Source organism: Shinella sp. 1A1 (assembly GCF_055379515.1).
In genome coordinates this window covers 1,447,783-1,473,329 of the sequence record NZ_AP039671.1, presented here as the reverse complement: position 1 = coordinate 1,473,329, position 25,547 = coordinate 1,447,783, and the positions used below count along the sequence as shown (strand labels likewise).

22 protein-coding genes are annotated in these 25,547 nt (G+C 64.8%); 12 read left to right on the top strand and 10 right to left on the bottom strand.

What is annotated here, in order from left to right:
- Positions 1 to 76: 76 nt before the first annotated feature.
- The 6 genes from ACZ48C_RS07460 (at position 77) to ACZ48C_RS07435 (ending at position 6,771) form a co-directional block, all read left to right on the top strand.
- Positions 77 to 1,933 (top strand): PHA/PHB synthase family protein, encoded by a 1,857-nt coding sequence (locus tag ACZ48C_RS07460; protein ID WP_464782621.1) that lies wholly within the window; start codon positions 77 to 79, stop codon positions 1,931 to 1,933.
- A gap of 20 nt (positions 1,934 to 1,953) precedes the next feature.
- Positions 1,954 to 2,673, top strand: a complete 720-nt coding sequence (gene sfsA / locus ACZ48C_RS07455) for a DNA/RNA nuclease SfsA (RefSeq protein ID WP_464782620.1) — start codon at positions 1,954 to 1,956, stop codon at positions 2,671 to 2,673.
- Between the two features lie 31 nt (positions 2,674 to 2,704).
- Positions 2,705 to 3,532, top strand: coding sequence for a type I methionyl aminopeptidase (gene map / locus ACZ48C_RS07450; protein ID WP_119256241.1), 828 nt, complete (start codon positions 2,705 to 2,707; stop codon positions 3,530 to 3,532).
- 7 nt (positions 3,533 to 3,539) lie between these two features.
- Entirely contained in the window at positions 3,540 to 4,373 is an 834-nt protein-coding gene (radC, locus tag ACZ48C_RS07445) for a RadC family protein (RefSeq protein ID WP_464782619.1), read from the top strand.
- A 161-nt stretch (positions 4,374 to 4,534) separates the two neighbouring features.
- Positions 4,535 to 5,941, top strand: a complete 1,407-nt coding sequence (gene sthA, locus ACZ48C_RS07440; protein ID WP_119256239.1) for a Si-specific NAD(P)(+) transhydrogenase — start codon at positions 4,535 to 4,537, stop codon at positions 5,939 to 5,941.
- A 26-nt stretch (positions 5,942 to 5,967) separates the two neighbouring features.
- Positions 5,968 to 6,771, top strand: a complete 804-nt coding sequence (locus ACZ48C_RS07435) for an endonuclease/exonuclease/phosphatase family protein (RefSeq protein WP_464782618.1) — start codon at positions 5,968 to 5,970, stop codon at positions 6,769 to 6,771.
- A gap of 40 nt (positions 6,772 to 6,811) precedes the next feature.
- Here the strand turns inward: ACZ48C_RS07435 and ACZ48C_RS07430 are convergent, their stop codons facing one another.
- Positions 6,812 to 7,675, bottom strand: a complete 864-nt coding sequence (locus ACZ48C_RS07430) for an AraC family transcriptional regulator (protein WP_464782617.1) — start codon at positions 7,673 to 7,675, stop codon at positions 6,812 to 6,814.
- A gap of 179 nt (positions 7,676 to 7,854) precedes the next feature.
- Here ACZ48C_RS07430 and ACZ48C_RS07425 point away from each other — a divergent pair, with 179 nt between their 5' ends.
- A complete protein-coding gene (locus ACZ48C_RS07425) occupies positions 7,855 to 9,528 on the top strand; it encodes a SulP family inorganic anion transporter (RefSeq protein ID WP_464782616.1) in 1,674 nt (557 codons plus the stop codon).
- A 2-nt stretch (positions 9,529 to 9,530) separates the two neighbouring features.
- On the opposite strand, the gene ACZ48C_RS07420 is transcribed toward ACZ48C_RS07425, so the two are convergent.
- From ACZ48C_RS07420 to recA, 3 genes are all read right to left on the bottom strand, one after another.
- Positions 9,531 to 10,760, bottom strand: a complete 1,230-nt coding sequence (locus ACZ48C_RS07420; protein ID WP_464782615.1) for a GGDEF domain-containing protein — start codon at positions 10,758 to 10,760, stop codon at positions 9,531 to 9,533.
- Positions 10,761 to 10,869: 109 nt separating this feature from the next.
- Entirely contained in the window at positions 10,870 to 13,530 is a 2,661-nt protein-coding gene (alaS, locus tag ACZ48C_RS07415; RefSeq protein ID WP_464782614.1) for an alanine--tRNA ligase, read from the bottom strand.
- Between the two features lie 359 nt (positions 13,531 to 13,889).
- Complete coding sequence (gene recA / locus ACZ48C_RS07410) at positions 13,890 to 14,975, bottom strand: recombinase RecA (RefSeq protein ID WP_119256233.1); 1,086 nt, start codon at positions 14,973 to 14,975, stop codon at positions 13,890 to 13,892.
- A gap of 231 nt (positions 14,976 to 15,206) precedes the next feature.
- Here recA and ACZ48C_RS07405 point away from each other — a divergent pair, with 231 nt between their 5' ends.
- Positions 15,207 to 16,154, top strand: coding sequence for a carbohydrate kinase family protein (locus ACZ48C_RS07405; protein WP_464782613.1), 948 nt, complete (start codon positions 15,207 to 15,209; stop codon positions 16,152 to 16,154).
- 58 nt (positions 16,155 to 16,212) lie between these two features.
- Positions 16,213 to 17,139, top strand: a complete 927-nt coding sequence (locus ACZ48C_RS07400) for a pseudouridine-5'-phosphate glycosidase (RefSeq protein WP_119256231.1) — start codon at positions 16,213 to 16,215, stop codon at positions 17,137 to 17,139.
- A gap of 150 nt (positions 17,140 to 17,289) precedes the next feature.
- Here the strand turns inward: ACZ48C_RS07400 and ACZ48C_RS07395 are convergent, their stop codons facing one another.
- Positions 17,290 to 17,898, bottom strand: a complete 609-nt coding sequence (locus tag ACZ48C_RS07395; protein ID WP_464782785.1) for a flavin reductase family protein — start codon at positions 17,896 to 17,898, stop codon at positions 17,290 to 17,292.
- A 4-nt stretch (positions 17,899 to 17,902) separates the two neighbouring features.
- Positions 17,903 to 18,487, bottom strand: coding sequence for a nitroreductase family protein (locus ACZ48C_RS07390; RefSeq protein ID WP_318911847.1), 585 nt, complete (start codon positions 18,485 to 18,487; stop codon positions 17,903 to 17,905).
- A gap of 105 nt (positions 18,488 to 18,592) precedes the next feature.
- Between ACZ48C_RS07390 and ACZ48C_RS07385 the strand changes: the two genes are divergently transcribed.
- Positions 18,593 to 19,579, top strand: coding sequence for a hypothetical protein (locus ACZ48C_RS07385; protein ID WP_464782784.1), 987 nt, complete (start codon positions 18,593 to 18,595; stop codon positions 19,577 to 19,579).
- Positions 19,580 to 19,725: 146 nt separating this feature from the next.
- Here ACZ48C_RS07385 and thrS read toward each other — a convergent pair whose 3' ends face one another.
- A complete protein-coding gene (gene thrS, locus ACZ48C_RS07380) occupies positions 19,726 to 21,696 on the bottom strand; it encodes a threonine--tRNA ligase (RefSeq protein WP_464782612.1) in 1,971 nt (656 codons plus the stop codon).
- Between the two features lie 446 nt (positions 21,697 to 22,142).
- Between thrS and ACZ48C_RS07375 the strand changes: the two genes are divergently transcribed.
- Together ACZ48C_RS07375 and ACZ48C_RS07370 are read left to right on the top strand one after the other, a co-directional pair.
- Positions 22,143 to 22,907 carry a class I SAM-dependent methyltransferase gene (locus tag ACZ48C_RS07375; RefSeq protein ID WP_464782611.1) on the top strand — a complete coding sequence of 255 codons (765 nt, stop codon included), beginning with the start codon at positions 22,143 to 22,145 and terminating at the stop codon, positions 22,905 to 22,907.
- 359 nt (positions 22,908 to 23,266) lie between these two features.
- Positions 23,267 to 23,968: a hypothetical protein gene (locus tag ACZ48C_RS07370; RefSeq protein WP_464782610.1), complete on the top strand. Its 702-nt coding sequence runs from the start codon at positions 23,267 to 23,269 to the stop codon at positions 23,966 to 23,968.
- Here the strand turns inward: ACZ48C_RS07370 and ACZ48C_RS07365 are convergent.
- The 3 genes from ACZ48C_RS07365 to ACZ48C_RS07355 all read right to left on the bottom strand — a co-directional run bounded on the left by ACZ48C_RS07365 (position 23,937) and on the right by ACZ48C_RS07355 (position 25,490).
- Positions 23,937 to 24,467 carry a DUF1697 domain-containing protein gene (locus ACZ48C_RS07365; RefSeq protein WP_464782609.1) on the bottom strand — a complete coding sequence of 177 codons (531 nt, stop codon included), beginning with the start codon at positions 24,465 to 24,467 and terminating at the stop codon, positions 23,937 to 23,939. The genes ACZ48C_RS07370 and ACZ48C_RS07365 overlap by 32 nt on opposite strands.
- A 3-nt stretch (positions 24,468 to 24,470) precedes the next feature.
- Positions 24,471 to 24,839, bottom strand: a complete 369-nt coding sequence (gene yidD / locus ACZ48C_RS07360; RefSeq protein WP_464782608.1) for a membrane protein insertion efficiency factor YidD — start codon at positions 24,837 to 24,839, stop codon at positions 24,471 to 24,473.
- 204 nt (positions 24,840 to 25,043) lie between these two features.
- Positions 25,044 to 25,490 carry an iron-sulfur cluster assembly scaffold protein gene (locus ACZ48C_RS07355; RefSeq protein WP_318911836.1) on the bottom strand — a complete coding sequence of 149 codons (447 nt, stop codon included), beginning with the start codon at positions 25,488 to 25,490 and terminating at the stop codon, positions 25,044 to 25,046.
- Between the last annotated feature and the right edge of the window lie 57 nt (positions 25,491 to 25,547).

Sequence of the window (25,547 nt, the reverse complement as noted above, 5' to 3'; positions counted from 1 at the left end):
AGGCTTCGAGGCCCTTGTAATCTGTTTCGCAGAGAATGTAAAAATACAAAAGTAACAATAAAATCGGGAGGGAGCGATGGCCGAGGACAGCAAAGCGGGCGGGCGCGATGCGGCCGGCGACAAGCCCGGTTTCCAGCCTTTCGATCCCGCCGCGATAGAGCCCTATATCGTCAAGGATCCCGAGGCGCTGACGGTCAACTTCGCCCGCACCGTCGAGCAGCTCGGCAAGGCCGCCTCCGCCTGGCTCGCCCCGCGCGAAACCGGCGAGAAGGTCGACGCCGTCGCCGAGCCGATGGTCGACATGGTCAAGACGCTCTCCAAAGTCTCCGAATACTGGCTGGCGGATCCGCGCCGCACGCTCGACGCCCAGACCATGCTGCTCGGCAGCTATTTCGGCATCTGGTCGCGCACGCTCAGCAAGCTCGGCGGCAACGAGGTCGAGGAAGCGCCCGATCCGCACGCCAAGGACAAGCGCTTTTCCGACGAGGACTGGGTAAAGAACCCGTTCTTCGATTTCCTGCGGCAGGTCTATTTCGTGACCTCCGACTGGGCGGAAAAGCTGGTGGCCGATGCCGAGGGGCTCGACGAGCACACCCGCCACAAGGCCGGCTTCTACGTGAAGCAGATCGCCAGCGCGATCTCCCCTTCCAACTTCATCACCACCAATCCGCAGCTCTACCGCGAGACGGTCGCCACCAATGGGGCGAACCTCGTGCGCGGCATGAAGATGCTGGCCGAGGATATCGCCGCCGGCCGGGGCGATCTCAAGCTGCGCCAGACGGATACCAGCAAGTTCGCCATCGGCGAGAACATGGCGCTGACGCCGGGCAAAGTGCTGGCGCAGAGCGACGTGTGCCAGGTCATCCAGTACGACGCGACGACGGACAAGGTGCTGAAGCGCCCGCTCCTCATCTGCCCGCCGTGGATCAACAAGTTCTACATCCTCGACCTCAACCCGGCGAAATCCTTCATCAAATGGGCGGTCGACCAGGGCCATACGGTCTTCGTCATCTCCTGGGTGAACCCGGACGAGCGCCATGCGGGCAAGGATTGGGAAGCCTATGCCCGCGAAGGCGTCGGCTTCGCGCTGGACACGATCAGCCAAGCGACCGGCGAGGACGAGGTCAATGCCATCGGCTACTGCGTCGGCGGCACGCTGCTCGCCGCGACGCTCGCGCTGCATGCTCGGGAAGGCGATAAACGCATCCGCACCGCGACGCTCTTCACCACCCAGGTCGATTTCACCTTTGCCGGCGACCTCAAGGTCTTCGCCGACGAGGACCAGATCGACGCCATCGAGCGCGGCATGAAGGCCACGGGCTATCTCGACGGCTCCAAGATGGCGACCGCCTTCAACATGCTGCGCGCCTCCGAGCTGATCTGGCCCTATTTCGTCAACAATTACCTGAAGGGCCAGGAGCCGATGCCCTTCGATCTTCTCTACTGGAATTCAGATTCCACGCGAATGCCCGCCGCCAACCATTCGTTCTACCTGAGGAATTGCTATCTCAACAACACCCTCTCCAAGGGCGAGATGGTGCTGGCCGGCGAGAAGGTTTCGCTGAAGGACGTTAAGATCCCGATCTACAACCTCGCCACCAAGGAGGACCATATCGCCCCGGCGAAATCGGTCTTCGTGGGCAGCAAGTATTTCGGCGGCAAGGTCACCTATGTCATGGCCGGCTCCGGCCATATCGCCGGCGTCGTCAATCCGCCCGACAAGATGAAATACCAGTTCTGGACCGGCGGTCCGGTCAAGGGCGAATTCGAGGACTGGGTGAAGAAGGCCGAGGAGACCCCCGGCTCCTGGTGGCCGCACTGGCACGAATGGATCAAGGCCGAGGACGACCGCATGGTGCCGGCCCGCAAGACCGGCGGCACCATGAACTCCATCGAGGAGGCCCCCGGTTCCTATGTGCGCGTGCGTGCCTGACGCCTTGTGAAGTACATCCCATGAAATTCGATCCGCCGCTCGTTTCCGGCACGCTCGTGCAGCGCTACAAGCGCTTCCTCTTCGACGCCATCCTCGACGACGGGACGGCGATCACCGGCTCCTGCCCCAATACCGGCTCGATGCGCGGGCTGACGGCGCCGGGCTCGCGCATCTGGATGTCGGAAAGCGACAGCCCGACGCGCAAGCACCGCCACCGCCTCGAACTGGTGGAAGCGGACGACACCGTCGTCGGCGTCAATACGGGCCTGCCGAATCGGCTGGCGGAGGAAGCCATCCTTGCCGGCCTCGTCGCCGATCTCGGCAGCTATCCGGTGCTGGAGCGGGAAAGGAAATACGGCCGCAACTCGCGCATCGACATCCTGCTTTCCGGCGATGCCCGCCCGCCGGCCTATGTCGAGGTGAAGAACGTGCATTTCCGCCGCACGCCCGGCCTTGCCGAGTTTCCCGATACGGTGACGGCGCGCGGCGCAAAGCACCTCGAAGAGCTGGGCGACATGGCCGAGGCCGGCTTCCGCGCCGTCATGCTCTATCTCATCCAGCGCGAGGACTGCGATCTCTTCCGCATCTGCGCCGACCTCGACCCCACCTATGCCGGCGGCTTCCGCCGCGCGCTTTCGCGCGGCGTCGAGGCCTATGCGGTCAAATGTGCCGTTACACCCGGGCAAATCCGGCCTGTGGCATCGATCGCCATGGACGAACCCGGTGTCGCTGTTTTATGACGGTACGACAAAGACGAGTGAAAGTTCGACCATGGTGACCTATATCGACGCGACCTCCGCGCCGCTGAAGAACACGGGCGTGATCCGCCTCTACGACGCGGACGCCTTTGCCGGCATGCGCAAGGCCTGCCAGCTCACGGCCCGCTGCCTCGACGAGCTCTATCCGCTGGTCAAGCCGGGTGTCGCCACCGACGTCATCGATCGCTTCGTCTTCGAATTCGGCATGGATCACGGCGCCCTGCCTGCGACGCTCAACTACCGCGGCTACACCAGGTCCACCTGCACCTCGATCAACCACGTCGTCTGCCACGGCATCCCGAACGACAAGCCGCTGCGCGAGGGCGACATCGTCAATATCGACGTCACCTACATCCTCGACGGCTGGCACGGCGATTCGAGCCGCATGTACCCAGTCGGCGAGATCAAGCGCGCCGCCGAGCGGCTGCTCGAAGTCACCCATGAATGCCTGATGCGCGGCATCGCCGCCGTGCGGCCCGGCGCGCGCACCGGCGCCATCGGCGAGGCCATCCAGACCTATGCGGAAGCCGAGCGCTGCTCCGTCGTGCGCGACTTCTGCGGCCACGGCGTCGGCCGGCTCTTCCACGACGCCCCGAACATCCTGCATTACGGCCGCGCCAATGAAGGCCCGGAAATGAAGGAAGGCATGATCTTCACCATAGAGCCGATGATCAATCTCGGCCGCCCGCATGTGAAGGTGCTGTCCGACGGCTGGACGGCGGTCACGCGCGACCGCTCCCTCTCGGCGCAGTACGAGCACACGGTCGGCGTGACGGCCGACGGCTGCGAGATCTTCACGCTGTCGCCCGGCGGCCTCGACCGCCCCGGCCTTCCCGCATAGGCCGCCCATGACGGGATCGCGCGGCCGCACGGACATTTCGCCCTCCATCTTCACGGCGGACGATCCGGCGAGCGTCGACGATCTTTTCGGCCCCAGCGACGAGCGCGGGCACTTCTACGAGCGCCCTGCCCGCGCCGCGCCCGCCAAGCCGATCTCCGCCGCCGTGGAGGACAAGCACTATCATGGCCACCGCGAGCGCCTGCGCACCCGCTTCCGCGACAATGGCGACACGGCACTCGCCGATTACGAGATCCTGGAGCTGCTGCTCTTCCGCCTGATCCCCCGCCGCGACACCAAGCCGGTGGCCAAGGCCCTGCTCGATCGTTTCGGCACGCTGTCCGGCGTCTTCGGCGCGACGCCCGCGCTGCTGCAGGAGGTCAAGGGTATCGGCGAGGCGGTGGCATTGGACCTCAAGCTCGTCTCCGCCGTCGCCCAGCGCACGCTGAAGAGCGAGATCCGCAACAAGACGGTGCTCGCCTCCTGGTCGTCGGTCATCCAGTATTGCCACGCCGCCATGGCGCACGAGCCGCGCGAGCAGTTCCGCATCCTCTTCCTCGACAAGCGCAACACGCTGATCGCCGACGAGGTGCAGGGCCACGGCACGGTCGACCATACGCCGGTCTATCCGCGCGAAGTGGTGCGCCGCGCCCTGGAACTTTCGGCAACGGCCATTATTCTGGTCCACAACCATCCTTCCGGTGACCCGACCCCGTCGCGGGCGGATATCGATATGACGAAGACCATCGTGGAAACCGCCCGGCCGCTCGGCATCACGGTGCATGACCACATCATCATCGGCAAGGACGGCCACGCCAGCCTCAAGGGGCTGCGGCTCATGTAGTTCCGAAGCGGCTTCGGGCGCGCGATATGGGAAACCGGTGAGCGCGCCTTCATCCGTTTGAAACGGTTTGATGCCACATTCGGTTGACCGAAATTGCTCGGCGGAGAAAATTGCTGCAACGCAATACGATTCTCTGCCGCAGAAGACTGGGACAATCACACATGCAGGAATACGATCTCGTCGTCGTGGGCAGCGGCCCCGCAGGCCGCCGCGGCGCCATCCAGGCAGCAAAGCTCGGACGCAAGGTGCTCGTCATCGAACAGGGCAAGCGCGTCGGTGGCGTGTCGGTGCATACCGGCACGATCCCGTCGAAGACGCTGCGCGAAACGGCGCTCAACCTTTCCGGCTGGCGCGAGCGCGGCTTCTACGGCCGCGCCTACCGCGTGAAGCAGGAAATCAGCGCCGATGACCTGCGCCGCCGCCTGCTCATCACGCTCGACCACGAGGTGGAGGTGCTGGAACACCAGTTCGCCCGCAATCGCGTGCAGCATATCCGCGGCAAGGCGAAGTTCCTGACGCCCGAGACCATGGAGATCGTCAAGGACGACGGCGAAACCATGCATGTCAGCGGCAAGAGCATCATGCTCGCCGTCGGCACCAAGCCCTTCCGCCCCGACAGCATCCCCTTCGACAGCGAGAGCGTGCTCGACAGCGACGAGCTGCTCGACATCAAGGAGCTGCCGCGCTCGATGGCCGTCATCGGCGCGGGCGTCATCGGCATCGAATATGCGACGATCTTTTCCGCGCTCGACACGCAGGTGACGGTGATCGACCCGAAGCCGACGATCCTCGATTTCATCGACCGGGAAATCGTCGAGGACTTCATCTACCAGCTCCGCGACCGCAACATGAAGCTCATCCTCGGCCAGAAGGCCGACAAGGTGGAAAAGCTTGCCAACGGCAAATGCGAGATCACGCTGGACAACGGCCGCCACGTCACCTGCGACATGGTGCTCTACGCCGCCGGCCGCGTCGGAGCGACGGACAGCCTGAACCTTGCCGCCGCCGGCCTTACCGCCGACTCGCGCGGGCGCCTCAGCGTGAACCCGGAAACCTTCCAGACCGAAGTGCCGCACATCTACGCCGCCGGCGACGTCGTCGGCTTCCCGAGCCTTGCCTCGACCTCGATGGAACAGGGCCGCATCGCCGCCCGCGTCGCCGTCGGGGCGATTGCCAAGGAGCCGCCGAAATATTTCCCCTACGGCATCTATGCCGTGCCGGAAATCTCCACCTGCGGCCTCACCGAGGAAGAGGTGAAGGAGCGCGGCATTCCCTATGAATGCGGCATGGCGCGCTTCCGCGAGACCTCGCGCGGCCACATCATGGGCCTCGATTCCGGCCTGCTGAAGATGATCTTCTCGCTGAAGACCCGCCGCCTGCTCGGCGTGCATATCGTCGGCGAGAACGCCACCGAACTCGTCCATATCGGCCAAGCCGTCTTGAACCTGAAGGGCACCGTCGAATATTTCGTCGAGAACACCTTCAACTATCCGACGCTCGCCGAAGCCTACAAGATCGCCGGCCTCGACGCCTGGAACCGCATGGGCGACCTGTCGCAGACCGGCTGACCATCAGCCGGGAAGGAGCGGCGCGCATGAGGATCCTGTCGCTGAATGTCTGGGGCGGGATGCTGCATGCGCCGCTCTTCGACTATCTCGCCGCCGTCGACGCCGATATCTATTGCCTGCAGGAGGTGCCGCGCGCCGTCGCCGCCCGTTCCGAATGGCTGACCTATCGCGACGGCGCTGTGGAGCTTCAGCAGCGCGCCAATCTCTACCGCGAGATCGCCGCCGTCCTGCCCGGCCACGACGGCTTCTTCGCCCCGACAGCCCGCGGTGAGCTGATGGATGGCGACCGCCCCTGCCATCAGGAATTCGGCCTCGCCACCTTCATCCGGCAGGACATCGCCGTCATCGGCCAGGCGCTCGATTTCGTGCACGGCGCCTTCTCTCCGCACGGTTTCGGCGCCCATCCCCGCGCCCGCAATGCCCATGCCTTCCGGCTTTACGACTACAAGGCGGACCGCGCGCTTTCCGTCGTGCAGTTTCACGGGCTTCGCGAGATCGACGGCAAGGGCGACACGGCGAGCCGCGCTAAGCAGGCCGAAGCCCTCACGGCCCTCATCCAGCGCCTTCATCGGCGGGAAGAAGGTCTTATCCTCTGCGGCGATTTCAACGTTCTTCCCGAAAGCCGCACCTTCCAAACCCTCTCGCGCCTCGGCCTCACCGATCTCGTCACGACTCGCGGCTTCACCGACACGCGCACGTCGCACTACACCAAGCCCGGTCGCCACGCGGACTACATGCTGGTGAATGCGGCCGTGCCTGTCGCGGATTTCACCGTGGTGGAGGCACCGGAGGTTTCCGACCACAGGGCGCTGCTGCTGACTGTCGATTGACGGTCGGGCCGCTTTGGGAACGACCCGAGCACATCCCAAGCTAGACGGCAACCGGCTGTAGCGGCAGGCAGATTTCCGTCAGCAACTCGTTCGGCGGCACCTCGCGGGGATTGTTGAGATATAGCTCGAACATCACCTCGTCGCGGATCGAGCGGCCGGAGCCGGGCAGCCATGTGCCGTAGAGCCACCGATACGCCGCGCCCATATTCGTATAGGGCCCCTGATGGCGCAGCACGGCATAGTCGCCGCCCGCCAGAACGCGCCGCGTCAGGGGCGGCTCGGCGGGGATGTTCTCGTCGGCGGTGACGCAGGCGAAGGAGCGCAGTTTCTCCTCCGCCACCAGATCGGGATCGTCGAAGAAGACGCCGATCATGCGCATGTCCGGCCGGAAGAGGTTGCGGGAAAAGAGCGTGCCGTAAAGCGCCTCGAAGGCCTTGCCGATGCCCATATAGGATCCGGCATGGGGAACGGCGAGCAGCGGCTGCCCGGCAAGGGTACGGATGGTGACGTCGAACATGCGCGAAGACTCCTCGTCGCTTTCGGGGGCATAGGCGCGATGGGACCCCTCCCTGCGGTAGCGCGCCGGCGGCATGCCATAGGCGGCCGCGAAGGTGCGCGTGAAGGATTGTAGGTTGGGATAGCCCCATCGCACGGCGATGTCCCGGACGGAGCGCTCGCTGCGCACCAGATCACCCGCCGCACGATGGAGACGCAGCCGGCGCACGGTCGCCGCCAGCGTCTCGTTGTGCACGGCCCGGTAGACGCGGTGCCAGTGATGGGCGGAAAGGCAGGCGATCTCGGAGAGCCGGTCGAGGTCCAGGTCCTCGTCCAGATGTTCGTGGATATAGGCGGACACCCGCAGCAGGCGTTTTTCATAGGCCGCCCAGATCTCGTTCTCGCTCATGCCTTTTCCTCTCGCCGGGACGCATTGAACCAAGCACGAGGTAATTTCACAAATCCTGCGCTTCTCTCCTGCCTTGCAATTTTCGCATAGCCTTGCCTTCCGTCATTGCAAAATCGGGCGACTCGGCGTGAGATGCCCTCGCCGGCCCTTTCCCCCATCACCGGCCTTTCGAGGCTCCCATGACCGATACATTGATGCCGAAGCTCGCCAGCGTTTTCGCGGAGGGCTACAGCCCCGCGCGTCTGCGCACCGATGCGCTTGCCGGCCTGACCGTGGCGATCGTCGCCCTGCCGCTTTCCATGGCGATCGCCATCGCCTCGGGCGTCACGCCCGACCGCGGCCTCTACACCGCCATCGTCGGCGGCTTCCTCGTCTCCGCGCTCGGCGGCAGCCGCTTCCAGGTGGGTGGACCGGCGGGCGCCTTCATCGTGCTGGTCTCGGCAACCGCCGCCCGGCACGGGGTCGAGGGCCTGCTGCTCGCCACCTTCCTCGCCGGCATCATGCTGGCCATCGCCGGCTATCTCCGGCTCGGCAAATACATCAAGTTCATCCCCTATCCGGTGACGGTGGGCTTCACGGCCGGCATCGCCATCATCATCTTCTCCAGCCAGATCGGCGAGCTCCTGGGGCTGAAGCTCGAAGGCCGCGAGCCGGGGCCGATCATCGAGAAGCTCGCCGCGCTCTGGGCCGCCCGCCCCACCTTCAACCCCGCCGCCTTCGGCGTTGCGGGGCTTACCATCGCGGTCATCCTGCTTCTGCGCCGCTTCCGCCCCTCCTGGCCGAACCTTCTCATCGCTGTCGCCGTCGCCTCGGCCGCGACCGCGCTCCTCGCCCTGCCGGCGGACACTATCGGCACCCGCTTCGGCGGCATCCCGCGCAGCCTGCCCGTGCCGGCGCTGCCCTCCTTCTCGCCCGACCTCGTCGTCGCGGTGCTGCCCGATGCGGTCGCCTTCGCTTTGCTCGGCGCGATCGAATCGCTGCTCTCCGCCGTCGTCGCCGACGGCATGACGGGCCGGCGGCATCGCTCCAGCATGGAGCTCGTCGCACAGGGCTTCGCCAATGTCGGCTCGGCGCTCTTCGGCGGCATCTGCGTGACCGGCACCATCGCCCGCACGGCGACGAATGTCCGCTCCGGCGCCACCAGCCCGGTCTCCGGCATGCTGCACGCCCTCTTCCTGCTGATCTTCATGCTCGTCGCCGCGCCGCTCGCCAGCTACATTCCGCTCGCCGCCCTTGCCGGCGTGCTCGCCGTCGTCTCCTTCAACATGGTCGAGCGCCCAGCTATCGGCGCCCTCTTCCGCTCCTCGCGCGGCGACGCGGCGGTGCTCGTCGTGACCTTCCTCCTCGTCGTCTTCCGCGATCTCACCGAAGGCATCGTCGTCGGGTTCCTGCTCGGCGCCGTACTCTTCATCGACCGCATGGGCAAGGCGGTGGATATCCGGGAGGAAACCGTGCCGCGCCTCGTGCGCGCCATCGAGGAGGCCGGCGAGGACAGCGGCCTGCCCGAGCGGCCGGTCGTCGCGGACGATCCGGATACGGTCGTCTATCGCATCAGCGGCGTGTTCTTCTTCGGCGCGGCCGCCAGCGTCGGCTCCGTGCTCGACCGCATCGCCGACCAGCGGCGCAATTTCGTGCTCGACTGCACCGACGTGCCGCTGCTCGATTCCACCGCCGCCAGCGTCATCGAGGGGCTGGTGCGCAAGGCCGACCGCGCGGGCGTCCGTGTCTTCATCGCCGGGTTGAAACCGGACATGCGGCGGCTGCTGGAGGCCCATGAGCTGCACGCCCCGCGCGTCACCTATACGGCGACAGCCAATGCCGCTCTGGCGGAAATCGCAAGCAGGCCGGCGTAAAGTTAGCCGGCTACGGAAATACCGCCCTGCTCGGGAGAAATCCGCATGCGTTCCGCAAGCGCGGTGAGGTTTCCACCGGGCCGGGCGAGCATCACGCGGTTGCGGCCGGCTTCCTTGGCGGCATAGAGCGCGCTGTCGGCCGCCGAATGCAGGCGGTCGAAATCCGCGCCGAAGGCCGCCACGTCGGCAAGGCCGATGCTGACCGAAACGCCGATCTCGCGCCCCTCGCAGGTCACCGACATGGCGGCGATCTCGCGGCGGAGCGTTTCGGCGAAGGGCTCCACCCGTTCGGCGCCCTGCCCGGGCGCAAAGAGCGCGAATTCCTCGCCACCGAACCGGCAGAACAGCATGGCCTCGTCCAGACAGGAGGAAACCCGGGCGGAAAAGCGCTTCAGCACCGCATCGCCCGCGACATGGCCATAGGTATCGTTGATCGCCTTGAACCGGTCGAGGTCGAAGATCATCAGCGTGCCCTCGCCCTTGCCGGAAAGGTGTACCCGCACATCCTCGAGGAACGAGCCGCGATTGGCGATGCCGGTCAGCGCATCCGTGCGCGAGGCCTGGCGATAGATCGCCTCGCCGCGCTCCTTGATCAGCACCAGCATGGCGACGGCCGCAAGGATCGTATGGGCGAAGAGCTCCAGCGAGAAGATGGCGAACCAGGCCGAATGCGCCGTCCCGTCGGCGAGCGGCGCCGGGAAGAAGATCGCCAGCGGCACGCGCAGGAAGTAGATCATGCCATGCGTCACGAAGAAAAGCGCGGCGATGGATCGGGTCGGCAGCCGCTCGACCTTGCGGCCGCGCCAGATATCGATGCCGATGGCGCCCGAATAGGCGGCGATGATGATCGAAGACAGGATGATGCGGTTATTGACATTGCTCGCCACCGCATCGAAACCGAGATAAGCGATGCTCCAGAGCAGCGGCCCGGCCAGCACGATCAGAAGACTGGCGGACCGGCGGTCGAAGACCCGGAAACCGGCCCACATGAAGGCGTAGCCGAAGGCGGCGAACGCATTGCCGAGGCCGACGGTCAGGACCGGCAGGCCGATGGGCCGCAACGCGAAGAGCAGCGTGCAGGCCGAGCCCACCCACATGGACAGGCACCAGTAGCCGGCCGCCGCATGGCGCCGGTCGGTGAGCCAGACCTGCAGCATGAAAATCCCGACGACCATGGTCGACAGGAAGGTGCAGATCATCAAGGTCGAGATGCTGATGACGTCTTCAATCAATATGGGCACTCCACACGCCGGAATGCTAGGTGCAAACCTTGAAGACTTCGCAAACGAAACGGCGGGCCAGGACCCGCCGCTCGATGAATTGTGGAGTAAAAAGGAACGCTTAGCCGGCCAGCGCCGCGGCGACGGCCTCGACCGCATCGGTCGCCCTGGCACCATCCGGCCCGCCGGCCTGCGCCATGTCCGGACGGCCGCCGCCGCCCTTGCCGCCCAGCGCCTCGGAGGCGCGGCGAACGAGATCGACGGCGCTGAAGCGGCCGGTGAGATCTTCCGTCACGGCGACCACGGCGCTCGCCTTGCCGTCGGGCGAGACGCCCACGAAGGTGACGACGCCCGAGCCGAGGCTCTTCTTGCCCTCGTCCGCAAGGCTCTTGAGGTCCTTCGGCTCGACGCCGGTGACCACCTTGCCGAGATATTTCACGCCGGCAACCTCGCGCACGCCGTCGTCGCCACCGGCCGTGCCGCCGGAGAGCGCCAGCTTCTTTTTGGCTTCCGTCAGTTCGCGCTCCAGCTTGCGGCGTTCGTCGACCAGCGCCTCGACGCGGGAGAGAACCTCGCCCGGCTGGGCCTTGAGCGCATTGGCGAGCGCCTTCACGCGCTCGTCCTGCTCGGCGAGATAGGCGCGGGCAGATTCCCCGGTCAGCGCTTCCAGACGGCGCACGCCCGAGCCGACGGCACTGTCGGAAAGGATGCGCACGAGGCCGATCTCGCCCGTGGAGGAGACATGCGTTCCGCCGCACAGCTCGACCGAATAGGGCCGGTTGGCCTTGGCGCCGCGAATGCCGGTGCCCATGGAGACGACGCGGACCTCATCGCCGTATTTCTCGCCGAACAGCGCCATGGCGCCCTCGGCGATCGCGTCGTCCACCGTCATCAGACGGGTGGTGACCGGCGAATTCTGCACGATGATCTCGTTCGCCATGTCCTCGATGACGCGCAGTTCCTCGGCCGTCATGGGCTTGGGATGCGAGACGTCGAAGCGCAGGCGCTCCGGCGCGACCAGCGAGCCCTTCTGGGCGACATGGGTACCGAGCACTTCGCGCAGCGCCTCGTGCAGGAGGTGCGTTGCCGAATGGTTGGCGCGCAGCCGCGAGCGGCGGGCGTGATCGACCGTGAGCGCCACGGCGTCGCCGACCTTGATCGTGCCTTCGGTGACGGTCGCGACATGCACGAAGAGGCCTTCGCCCTTCTTCTGGGTATCCGAAACGGTGAGCTTGGCGTTGTCGGCGGAGATCGTGCCGGTATCGCCCATCTGGCCACCGGATTCGCCGTAGAACGGCGTCTGGTTGATGACGAGCTGTACCTGCTCGCCGGCATTGGCGGTTTCGACCGCCTTGCCGTCGCGCACGATCGCCTGGACGACGCCCTCGGCGGCCTCGGTGTCATAGCCGAGGAATTCGCTCGCACCGAACTTTTCCTTCAGCTCGAACCAGATCGTTTCCGTCGCCTTGTCGCCCGAACCAGCCCAATGCGAGCGGGCCTCTGCCTTCTGGCGCTCCATGGCGTCCGTGAAGCCGGAAAGATCGACACCGATCTCGCGAGCGCGCAACGCGTCCTGCGTCAGATCGAGCGGGAAGCCATAGGTGTCATAAAGCTTGAAGGCGGTCTCGCCGTCCAGCATGTCGCCCTTGTGCAGCGTGTTGGTGGCGTCGGAGAGAAGGTTGAGGCCGCGCTCCAGCGTGGTGCGGAAACGGGTTTCCTCCAGCTTCAGCGTCTCGGAGATCAGCGCTTCGGCGCGCTGCAGCTCCGGATAGGCGCGGCCCATCTCGCTGACCAGCGTCGGCAGCAGCTTCCACATCAGCGGTTCTTTCGCGCCGAGAAGCTGCGCGTGACGCATGGCGCGGCGCATGATACGGCGCAGCACATAGCCGCGACCGTCCTTGGCCGGCAAGACGCCGTCGGCGATCAGGAAGGCGGAGGAGCGCAGGTGGTCGGCGATGACGCGGTGGCTGGCGCGAGCCTCGCCTTCCGCCGGAACGCCGGTCGCCTCGACGGAGGCGTCGATCAGTGCACGGAAGAGGTCGATATCGTAGTTGTCATGCTTGCCCTGCAGCAGCGCGGCGATGCGCTCCAGGCCCATGCCGGTGTCGATGGACGGACGCGGCAGGTCGAGGCGCTCGTCCTTCGTGATCTGCTCGAACTGCATGAAGACGAGGTTCCAGATCTCGATGAAGCGGTCGCCATCCTCTTCCGGCGAGCCGGGCGGGCCGCCCCAGATATGATCGCCATGGTCGTAGAAAATCTCCGAACAGGGGCCGCACGGACCGGTATCGCCCATCGCCCAGAAATTGTCGCTGGTCGGGATGCGGATGATGCGGTCGTCGGAAAAGCCGGCGATCTTCTTCCACAGGTCGAAGGCCTGATCGTCCGTGTGGTAGACGGTGACGAGCAGCCGGCTCTTGTCGATGCCGAATTCCTTCGTGATCAGGTTCCAGGCAAGCTCGATGGCGCGCTCCTTGAAGTAGTCGCCGAAGGAGAAGTTGCCGAGCATCTCGAAGAAGGTGTGGTGGCGCGCGGTATAGCCGACATTGTCGAGGTCGTTGTGCTTGCCGCCGGCGCGCACGCATTTCTGCGCGGTGACCGCCGTGGAATAGGGACGCGACTCCAGGCCGGTGAAGACGTTCTTGAACTGCACCATGCCGGCATTGGTGAACATCAGGGTCGGGTCGTTGCGCGGCACGAGCGGGCTCGACGAGACGACCTCGTGGCCTTCCCTGCGGAAATAGTCGAGGAAAGTCGACCGGATCTCATTCACGCCGCTCATGTCGCGTCCTTCATCTTGGCGCCGCCTGCCCCGCAGGCTGCGCATCATCCACCCAATGTCATATTCGGCAGACGCGAAACCGCCCCGCCGGCCGGAGTGCCCGCCGGAAGCCCCTTGCGAGGCTCTCCATCCGCCAGTTCCGTCGAAACTGCACACGCCGGCCGCCTTTCCCGGGAAAGGCCGTAAACCGCGGGCGCGCGCGAGAATTGATGGCTTTTATCGCCCGCACCCTTCCCTGTCCAGACACCAAAAAACCGGCCTTTCACGAAGAAGAGGCCGGTTTCCGGATTATCGTTCCGCATGGGGCGCAATCGCAGACCGATCCGCGTCATGCACGGGCGCGCGCGGCGCCGGAGCGATCAGGGCTCGCCGTCGTCGCCGTCGTTCGGGTCCGGACCGCCGTTTTCCAGGAAGCGGTCGGCGATCAGGCCGGCATTCTGGCGCAGCGTCATCTCGATCTCGCGGGCAAGATCCGGATTGTCGCGCAGGAACGTCTTGGCGTTCTCGCGGCCCTGGCCGAGACGCTGGCTGTTATAGGAGAACCAGGCGCCGGACTTCTCGACGATGCCGGCCTTGACGCCGAGGTCGATGAGCTCGCCCGTCTTGGAGACGCCCTCGCCATACATGATGTCGAATTCGACCTGCTTGAAGGGCGGGGCCATCTTGTTCTTGACGACCTTGACGCGGGTCTGGTTGCCGATGACCTCGTCGCGCTCCTTGACCGCGCCGATGCGGCGGATGTCGAGGCGGACGGAAGCATAGAACTTCAGCGCGTTGCCGCCAGTCGTCACTTCCGGCGAGCCGTAGACGACGCCGATCTTCATGCGGATCTGGTTGATGAAGATGACCATCGTGTTGGACTTGGAGATGGAGGCGGTCAGCTTGCGCAGCGCCTGGCTCATCAGGCGGGCCTGGAGGCCCGGCAGGCTTTCGCCCATTTCGCCCTCGATTTCGGCGCGCGGCGTGAGCGCGGCGACCGAGTCGACGACCAGCACGTCGATGGCGCCAGAGCGTACCAGCGTGTCGGTGATCTCAAGCGCCTGTTCACCGGTGTCGGGCTGCGAGATCAGCAGGTTTTCCAGATCGACGCCGAGCTTGCGGGCATAGACCGGGTCGAGCGCGTGTTCGGCGTCGACGAAGGCGCAGATGCCGCCCTTCTTCTGGGATTCGGCAATGGTCTGGAGCGCCAAGGTCGTCTTGCCCGAGCTTTCCGGACCGTAGATCTCGATGATGCGGCCCTTCGGCAGGCCGCCGATGCCGAGCGCGACGTCGAGGCTGAGAGAGCCCGTCGAAACCGTCTCGACCTCGATGACGCTGTCCTTTCCGCCGAGCTTCATGATGGAGCCCTTGCCGAAGGAGCGCTCGATCTGAGAGAGAGCCGCTTCGAGTGCCTTGCTTTTATCCACTGTTTTATCCTCTACGAGCCGCAAAGTGTTCTGTGCCATTTGGTCCACCTTTAGGTTATTGAAGCAAGACAGGCAACGAAGCCGCCGATGAAAGCTATGTACACTTTTTGTTCTCGTTTCGCAAGACCCATTCATCTCATTGAATGACTTTGGAAATCGAGAGCGTGTTCTATTTTCGTTTCAGCGGGCGAACGGCACGAAAGACGAGACAGGATACCACGGCCGATCAGGCTCCATGCGGGCGAATCGGCGGGGATGCGAAGGAAGACCATGACGGACAGGACGATACTGGTGATGGGCGGCGCCCATGTGGACAGGCGCGGACGCATCGCCGGCGAAACGGCGCCGGGCGCAAGCAATCCGGGCGCATGGTTCGTGGAAGCGGGCGGCGGCGCCTTCAATGCGGCGCGCAACCTTTCCCGGCTCGGCCACAAGGTGCGGCTCGTTTCGCCGCGCGGCGGCGATTCCGACGGCGACATCGTTGCCGCCGCTGCGGCCGCGGCCGGCGTGGAGGATACGCCCTTCATTTTCCTCGACCGCGCGACGCCGAGCTACACCGCCATCATCGAGCGTGACGGCAACCTCGTCATCGCGCTGGCCGACATGGAGCTCTACCGGCTGTTCTCGCCGCGCCGCCTTCAGCAGCGCGCGATGCGCGAGGCGATCGACACGGCCGCGCTCATCCTCACCGATGCAAACCTGCCGGGCGAGACGCTGGCCGCCATGGTCGAGGCAGCCAAGGCGTCGGGCGTTCCGGTCGCCGGCATCGCCATTTCCCCGGCCAAGGTGGTGCGGTTCCAGGGCAGCCTTTCCGCCCTCGCCTTCCTCTTCATGAACGAGGCGGAAGCCCGCACGCTGACGGGCGAGACGCCGGAAAACCCCGCCGACTGGCCGAAGGCGCTGCGCGCCGCCGGGCTTTCCGCAGGCGTCGTCACGCGCGGCGGCAGGGGGGTGATCGCCTTCGACGAAAAAGGCGCGGCCCTCGTCATTCCGCCGGATATCCCGGCTCTCGGCGACGTGACCGGCGCCGGCGATTCGCTCGCCTCCGGCTTCCTCAGCGCATGGACGGGCGGCGCGACGGTCGGCGAGGCGCTGCGCCACGGGGTTGCGGCGGCGGCGATCACCGTGCGCTCTCCTCTGGCGGTGGCCGAAGAAATGTCGCAGGCCACCCTTTCGGGCGCACTTTCTCTTGTGCCGGAGGCTGAAATCCTGTCATGAGACTTTTTTGCTCGAAATCCAGAGCAAGATTCCTCCCAGGACTCTCAAGGAAAACAGCATGACCAGACCCGTATCCCCTCTCCTGCCCATGCGCTACTCGGCCGAAGTGGCCGCCGCGAAGGAACGCGGCGCGCCCATCGTCGCCCTCGAATCGACGATCATCACGCACGGCATGCCCTATCCGGGCAATCTCGACATGGCCCGCAGCGTCGAGCGCATCATCCGTGAACAGGGCGCCGTGCCCGCCACCATCGCCGTCATCGACGGCGTGCTGCATATCGGCCTCGAAGACGCCGAACTCGAAGCGCTCTCGCAGACCAAGGGTGCACTGAAGGTCTCGCGCGCCGACATCGCCTTCGCGATCGCCGAGCGCCGCACCGGCGCCACCACCGTCGCCGCCACCATGATCGGCGCGGCGCGCGCCGGCATCAAGGTCTTCGCCACCGGCGGCATCGGCGGCGTCCACCGCGGCGCGGAAGAAACCTTCGACATCTCCGCCGACCTGGAAGAGCTGGGCCGCACCGGCGTCATCGTCGTCTGCGCCGGCGCCAAGGCGATTCTCGACATTCCGAAGACGCTGGAGGTTCTGGAAACGCGCGGCGTGCCGGTCGTGACCTATGACAGCCCGACCTTCCCGGCCTTCTGGTCGCGCGATTCGGGCCTCAACAGCCCGCTGACGCTGAACAGCCCCGCGGCCATCGCCAACTTCCAGAAGGTGCGCGACCAGCTCGGCATCGACGGCGGCATGCTGATCGCCAATCCCGTTCCGGCAGCCGACGAAATCCCGCGCGACGAAATGGAAATCTACATCGCCCGCGCGATCGACAATGCCGAACGCGACGAGATCGCCGGCAAGGCCGTGACGCCGTACCTGCTCGACAACCTCTTCCACCTGACGGACGGCCGCAGCCTGAAGACGAACATCGCGCTGGTGGAAAACAATGCGCGGCTTGCGGCGGAAATCGCCGTGGCGCTGGTCGATTGATGACAAAAAGGCGGCCGGTTCTTCCGGCCGCCTTTATTGAACACGAGGTCCCTCACCTCTCCTTCGCTACCGGCGCCGCGTGGCGACGGTTTTCAAGCGAATCCGGTCTTGTCGCGCTGCAGCCGTAAGTTCGACCTGAGGATTTCTGCCTCACCCGGCCTTCGGCCGCGTCATGGCGAAGACATCCGCCCCGCCGTCGCAATAATCCATGTAGCCCATCCGCCCGAGCGGCCGGGCGACGGCCATGTCGATCATGCCGTCTTTCAGGATTTCCCGGCTTATATGGATGCCGACGACCTCACCGAATACCACCCAGTTGTCCGATTCGCGCCCGTCGAGGCCGAGCGGCCGCAGGATCTGCGTCGCCCGGCATTCGAGCGCCGCATGCGCCTCGCCGACATAGGGCGCATCGACGAGCCGGCCGGCCACCGGCGTCAGTTTCGCGATATCGAATTCGTCGACGCCATGGGGCACGGCGACCGAGCTTGCATTCATCTCCGCGGCGAGATGCCGGCTGGCCAGCGAGCAGGTGAAGACGCCGGTCGCCTCGATATTCGTCACGCTGTCCTTGTGGCCGCTGGAGGAGAACATCACGAGCTTCGGCCTGTCGCTCACCGCATTGAAGAACGAATAGGGCGACAGGTTGCGCCGCCCGTCCGCCGCCTTCGTGCCGATCCAGCCGATCGGGCGCGGCGCGACGATCGCCTTGAAGGGATCGTGCTTCAGGCCGTGGGCGTTCGCCCCGGTCTCGTAGAACAGCGCGTCAGGCGTCATCGCCGACCCATGTGACGATTTCGGCGAGCTCCGGCCGCGGACGCTCGGTCGGCGGAACGGTGGGCGTGCCGATATGGATGAAGCCGGCGACCTTCTCGCCCGGCTCGACGCCGAGGATGGGATAGGCGCGCTCGTCGAAGGCATACCATTCCGTCAGCCAGTTCGAGGCGAAGCCATGCGCATTCGCCGCCATCACGAGGTTGAGGCAGACGGCGCCGGCCGACATGACCTGCTCCCATTCCGGGATCTTGAAATGCGGCGCCGCGCGGCTGACGACGGCGATCACCACCGGCGCGCGGGTGAGCCGCGTGTTCTCCACCTTCACCATTTCTTCCGAAAGGTCCGGCTTGTCGGCGAACGCGATCTTCGCCAGCGCCTCGCTGATCCGCCGGCGGTCCTCGCCGCGATAGACGATGAAGCGCCAGGGTGCGAGCTTGCCGTGGTCCGGCACGCGCGAGGCGAGCTTCAGCATCTCCTCCACCTCGCTTTTCGAGGGGCCGGGCGCGCTCATCTGGAAGGCGGGGATCGACCGGCGGGTCGAAAGATAATCGATCAGCTTTATTTCGGTTTTCATTGCGGGGGAGTTCCAATATCGTGCCGCCGGCGCGGCCTTGAAAATGCCATTTGCCGGGCCTTCAAGTGGAGCCTTACAGTCAGGAAGTCAACCGTTCCCATGCGCATGCGAATCCATCCCGTCGCCGCCGCAGGCATCGCCTTCGCGAGCCTTGCCGCCTCTTTCGTAACGGCACGCGCGCAGGATTCGCTCGAGAGCTTTTCGCAGATCCCGACGCCGCTGAAGGGCAGCAAGCTGATGTCCTTCAACCCCGTCGTCACCGGCGAGGCAACGCCGGCGAACCTGCGTGACGTCACCTGCGAGGCGCTGCTGACCAAGGACGGCCAGCCGATGCAGCATGGCCTGACCTGGCGCGTCTTCTCGCCCATTCCGGCCGCCGACGGCAAGCTGCCGCTGCTCGCCACCTCCGAGGGCGGCACGGCCGCCTTCCACCTCGTTCCCGGGGAATATTTCGTCAATGTCGCCTTCGGCCGGGCCGGCGCGACGAAGAAGCTCGTGGTGCCCGAACAGGGCTCCGTCGACAAGCAGGTCATGGTGCTCGATGCCGGCGGCATCATGTTGAACGCCGTTTCCGGCGCGGATGTGCGCATTCCGCCGAAGGAGTTGAGCTTTGCGATCTATTCCGCCGAAGTGCGCGAGGATGGCGAGCGCAACCTCGTGATGGACGACGTGAAGCCGAATTCCGTCGTGCGGCTCAATGCGGGCACCTATCACGTCGTTTCCGACTATGGCGACGTCAACGCCGTCATCCGCGCGGATATCCAGGTGGAAGCCGGCAAGCTGACGCGCGCCACCATCCAGCACCGCGCCGCCAAGCTGACGCTGAAGCTCGTCTCCGAGCCGGGCGGCGAGGCCATCGCGGATACCGCCTGGTCGATCCTCACCTCCTCCGGCGACACGGTCTCCGAAAGCGTCGGCGCGTTCCCGACGCTCGTTCTGGCGGAAGGCAGCTACATCGCCGTCGCCCGCAACAAGAACAGGATCTACCAGCGTGATTTCCAGGTGAAAGCCGGCGTGAACACCGATGTCGAGGTGCTGCTCGACGAAAAGGCGAACGACCAGAAGGCCGCCGCCGAGGACGTGGTGGACTAGGCGGAAAAGCCGCTCATCCCGCTGCCGCGACCTTCTCCCCGCAAGCGGGGAGAAGGAAGATGTTGCATCGCCTTGCCACAAGTCCCTTCTCCCCGCTTGCGGGGAGAAGGTGCCGGCAGGCGGATGAGGGACAAGCGCCCCTCGCCTCAAGCCTTGCCGAGCTTGCGCTTCAGGTCCGGCGGCATCGCTTCCAGCGACAGGGCTTCGATCGCCTCGTCGAGCGACATCGCCGTCTGGTTCTGCGAACCGAGGCGGCGGATGTTGACGGAGCGTTCCTCCGCCTCGCGCTTGCCGCAGACGATGATGACCGGGACCTTGGTCACCGAATGCTCGCGGACCTTGTAGTTGATCTTCTCGTTGCGAAGATCGGTCTCGACGGTCAGGCCCGCCTCGCGCAGCTTGTCGGCCACCTCGCGGGCATAGTCGTCCGCCTCCGAGGTGATGGTCGCCACGACCACCTGCATCGGCGCGATCCACAGTGGCATATGCCCTGCGAAGTTCTCGATGAGGATGCCGAGGAAGCGCTCCATCGAACCGCAGATAGCGCGGTGGATCATCACCGGCTGGCGCTTTTCCGAGGCCTGGTCGATGTAGAAGGCGCCGAAGCGTTCCGGCAGGTTGAAGTCAACCTGCGTGGTGCCGCACTGCCATTCGCGGCCGATGGCGTCCTTCAGCGTATATTCGAACTTCGGCCCGTAGAACGCGCCCTCGCCCGGCAGGATGCCGGTCTTGATGTTGTTCGACTGCTGCTGGATCGTGTCGAGCACCTGCTTCATCACGCTCTCGGCGCGATCCCAGAGCTCGTCCGAGCCGACGCGCTTGTCCGGCCGGGTGGAGAGCTTGATGGTGATCTCCTCGAAGCCGAAGTCCTTGTAGACCGAGAGGATCAGGTCGTTGATGCGCAGGCATTCGGCCGCCATCTGCTCGTCGGTGCAGAAGACATGCGCGTCGTCCTGCGTGAAGCCGCGCACGCGCATCAGCCCGTGCAGCGCGCCGGAAGGCTCATAGCGATGCACGTTGCCGAATTCAGCAAGGCGGACGGGCAGTTCTCGATAGGACTTCAAGCCGTGCTTGAAGATCTGCACATGGCCCGGGCAGTTCATCGGCTTCAGCGCGAAGATGCGCTCGTCGTCGGTCTCGTCGCCGGCGACGGTCACCTTGAACATGTTGTCGCGGTACCAGCCCCAGTGCCCCGAGGTTTCCCACAGCGACTTGTCGAGCACCTGCGGCGCGTTCACCTCTTCATAGGTGCCGGCGAGACGGCGGCGCATATAGGCGACGAGCGTCTGGAACATGCGCCAACCCTTGCCGTGCCAGAAGACGACGCCCGGCCCTTCCTCCTGGAAATGGAACAGGTCCATTTCGCGGCCGAGGCGACGATGGTCGCGCTTCTCGGCTTCGGCGAGGATATTGAGATAGGTGTCAAGCTCCTCCTGCGTGCGCCAGGCGGTGCCGTAGATGCGCGTCAGCATCGGATTGTTCGAATCGCCGCGCCAATAGGCGCCCGCGACCTTCATCAGCTTGAAGGCCGTGCCGATCTGGCCGGTGGCGGCCATGTGCGGGCCGCGACACAGGTCGAACCAGTCGCCCTGGTAGTAGATCTTGAGGTCCTGCCCCTCGGGGATCGCATCGACCAGCTCGACCTTGTACTTCTCGCCCTTGGAGGAGAAGACCTCCTTGGCCTTGTCGCGCGACCAGACTTCCTTGGTGAAGGGCTTGTTGCGCTGGATGATCTCCTTCATGCGCTTTTCGATCTTCGGCAGATCGTCGGGCGTGAAGGGCTCGTCCTTGGCGAAGTCGTAGTAGAAGCCGTTGTCGATGACCGGGCCGATGGTCACCTGCGTGCCGGGCCACAGCTCCTGCACGGCCTCTGCCATCACATGGGCGGCGTCGTGGCGGATCAGTTCCAGCGCGCGGTCGTCCTCGCGGGTGACGATCTCGATCCGCCCGTTGGAAACGGGATCGGAGAGATCGCGCAGCTCGCCATCGAGCGCAATCGCGACCGCCTTCTTGGCCAGCGACTTGGAAATCGCCTCGGCCACGTCACGCCCGGTCGAGCCCGCGGGATATTCGCGGACGGAACCATCGGGAAAAGTCAGGGAAACAGGTGCAGACATTCAAAAATCTCCTATCCAGTCCCGCCAACGAATGCGGGTGGTATGCGAGTGAAAAGGCCGGGATTCCGGCATGTAGCGTGTGCGATATAGGGGGAAAACGGGGGAATTGGAAGAGGTTGCGAGACAACGCCGGCTCTAGCCCTGAGCCAACGCGACACTGTCGCGAAAATCCGTCGTAAAACCATGATATTTGCGAGCGAGTTTTGCGACAGAAAATCCGCTAGAAATTCAACGCCGCCGATTTCGCCGCGAAACTTAGGATTTTCGCGACAACCGGTCTGCTATGCGGACGAAACTGTCGTTGGGCTACGCTCGATGCTACTCGGCGACATCTGAATGCCCAGCTCCATTGTTGGCGAACTTGTTCAGATGCTCTCTGACTTGACCCATACGTTTCAAGCGTCAAGAAGATAGATTTCGAGGTGATCAATGGAGGTTTGAATAGCATGCGAGACAATCGATATGGGGCACTCTCATCCTGGGTTTACAGTCTCGATAAGCCGGTCGGTCGGTCCTTTGGAGATCTGGAATATTATCGGAATCGTCTGGCACAATGCCATGGTCCCATCCTTGAGCCCGCAGTGGGCAATGGCCGGATTTTCGTGCCACTGCTGCAGGAAGGCTTCCAGATCGAAGGTTTCGATGCCTCTGAGGAGATGCTGAATTACTGCCGGGATGAGTGCCGGGAGCGGAATCTTTCAGTGGATTTGACCCTGCAGACCTTCGAGGAATTCTCCTACGACAAGAGCTTCGCCGCTATCATCGTTCCGGCTGGATCATTTCAGCTCATCGCCGATGAAGTTGCCGCAGCCGCAGTTTTGAAGCGCTTTTATGATCACCTAGCCCCCGAGGGGCGATTGATCATCGACCTCGACCCGATTGGCAGCATACTTGCTCCCCCTGGTCCCATTCGGAGCTGGACCACCGAAGGTGGTGACCTGCTGACCTTGACCGACAACCGGGTGGAGACCAACTATCTCGCGCAAACGACGCTTTCTCACAGTCGCTATGACCGCTGGCACAATGGGGCGCTGATAGAGACCGAGTTGGAATTGTTCAAACTGCGTTGGTGGGGTGTCCATGAGTTCCGGTTGGCCCTACAGGCCGCCGGTTTTGTGGATGTGCAGGTGTCAGGCAATTATCAGCATGCACGCGCGCCGCAGCCGGAGGATGAGATTTTTACTTTCGAAGCAAAACGAATGACCGCTTAGGGCTCAAAGTGCCTGTCGCGGAACTCCCGATTAAAACGACACTTATTTTTGTGACTTTCGCAACGTCGCAAAATACCAAGTTCTGCGATAGCCGCAATGGTTGCCGCACACGCAAAAGTTTCCCCTCAAAAAAATCAGCGCCCAAATTTTCCCCGCCCCCAAAACCTCCCTTATCCTGAACCTCCTTCCGCCGCCGGACGGATCGCGTAACGTGTCGATGCGGGCGGGAGGAGGCGCTTTCGTGTTCTGCCGAAACGTACGGCAGGGGCGGAAGAGGCGAGGAGCGCTGCGGGGCGAAAGCTTCCGTCGCAACAGGCTTCCCCCTTCCCCGGGTCTTGCGGGGTCGGTTTGGGTCCGCCATGCAAGCGCTGGCCGATGCATGCCCGCCAAAGCCGCGAAAGCGGTTTTCGGACAAGGTTCATGCGGAGGCAGCGTGCAGCGAAGCAGCTCCCCGCCTGAAGGAGGCCGGACCGCCTCCGAAGAACGCCTGGGCCGCGCGAAAGCGAAGCCACCATCCATACACCAGAGAGGCAACGCTTTCGCGCGGTTCTCCGGACAGTTTCGAAAACCCGGTGGATCGCCATGCGGGCGGTTTTGGCGCGCCCGCCGATGGAGAAGGTCGACGCGGAAAGGAGCGCGCGATGTCTTACGGTCAGGAACTTTTCAAGGACAAGCGGCACCAGAGGCGCACGCAGCGTCTCCAGCCGTATTTTCGTCAGGCGGCCACCTTTGCCGGCCTTCACCTTGCCTGCCGCCTGCCGAAATGCCGTCGGGCAAAGCGCTGCACCGGCTGCTGGCCGGCGGAGGAGATCGCCACCACCCATTACAAGCAGTTTCCGCCCTGCGTGATGGACAATGCCACGCAATCCGCGATCAACTGCGCGTCGCGGGAACTCGAAGAACGCCAGCACCGGGAATGGCTCACCGCCGGCTACAGCCAGGAGGACCTGGACAGGTGGGAAGAGGAAGCGGAGGCGCTGGACGACGACCCCACGGTGCCCGTGGGATGGGAGACCGCGCTCGCGCCGCCTATCGGGCCAGTAGCGCGCAAAGGCCGTTGACCGTGTTGGCGTTGCGCAGCGTGCCGATGCCGAGCTTCTTCGTCGTCAGGTGCGCAAGCAGCTTCGTTTCGCTCGGTTTCGCGGCGAAATCGATCCAGAGGTCGCCGTGCGAAAGGGCAAGGCGGATGCCGGGTGTCGCGTGGCTTTCGAGCCTTGCCAGCGCTTTCCCGTCGAGCGGCGCGCGCATGGCGCGCACCACGACGTCGGCGCCGTTGCCTTCAGGGAACGGATTGCCGGCGGCAAGGCGCTTCCAGCCTTCGGCGGTGCGGGCGATGATGTCGACATGCTTGCCGAAGCGGGCGCGAAACCCCGCTTCCAGCCGCGCCTCGATTTCGGCGAGCGGCGCGGCCTCGCCGTCGAAGATGAGATTGCCGGTGGCGACCAGCGTGCGGGCGTTGCGCAAGCCGAGGCCTTCGGCCATCGCCTTGAGGTCCGCCATCACCACCCTTTTCCCGGGCGTAAGCACGATGGAATGCAGGAGGGCGACATAGGTTTCCACCGCTCAGCCGCGCTCCGCCTTCGAGACGCGCCACAGCCGCCATGGCGCCCACCAGGCAAGGCGCGCTTTCAGCGTCTCCGGTACGGGATCGAAGCCATGCGTGCCGCCGGGACCACAGCGGGCGACGCGGAAGAGCGTCATGAACCCGCCGCGCCACAGGCCATGGCGCGCGACGGCCTCGTAGCCGTATTCCGAGCAGGTCGGCAGGTGGCGGCAGGAATTGCCGATGAAACCGGAGAGTGTGAGCTGGTAAAGGCGGATGAAGGCCATGCCGAACAGCCGCCCCGGCGTCTTGCGGAACGGGCCGTTCCAGTTGCGGCCCTTGGGGCGCGGCCGTTCGGGAGCGTGGTGGCAGTCGGGAGCGTTACACATGAGCTTTGCGGCCCGGGGGAAGGATGCCCCTCGCCCGCCTGCCGGCACCTTCTCCCCGCAAGCGGAGAGAAGGGACTCGCGGGAGCATCCGGTGCTCCATCGACCGTGCGGCTTGAAGGGAAAACGGTGCGGCATTTCCCCTCTCCACGCTCGCGGGGAGAAGGTCGCGGCAGCGGGATGAGGGGCAGGCGGCAAACACCGCCCTCACCCGGCCTTTTCCAGCCGCTTCGCCTCGATCTGGCCGATGGCGTCGACCACGGCGTCGAAGGTCAGCATGGTGGAGGCGTGGCGGGCCTTGTAATCCTTGACGGGCTTGAGGAAACGCATGTCCTCGAAGCGGCCGGTCGGTCCCTCGCCGTCGGCCTTCAGCATGGCGAGCATGTCCTCGCGCGCCTTGCGGATTTCCGCCACCGTCGCGCCGATCACATGGCGCGCCATGACCGAGGACGACGCCTGGCCGAGCGCGCAGGCCTTCACCTCGTGGGCGAAATCGCTGACGGTATCGCCGTCGAGTTTCAGATAGACCTTCACGCGCGAGCCGCAGAGCTTGGAATGGGCGCCGGCCTCGGCGTCCGCATCCGGCAGGGTGCCGATGCGCGGGATGTTGCCGGCGAATTCGAGGATACGGCTGTTATAGATATCGTCCATCATGGCCCTGTTTTCCGCGCTTTTTGCGGAATCTTCAATGATCCGAGGAGATTATTCCGG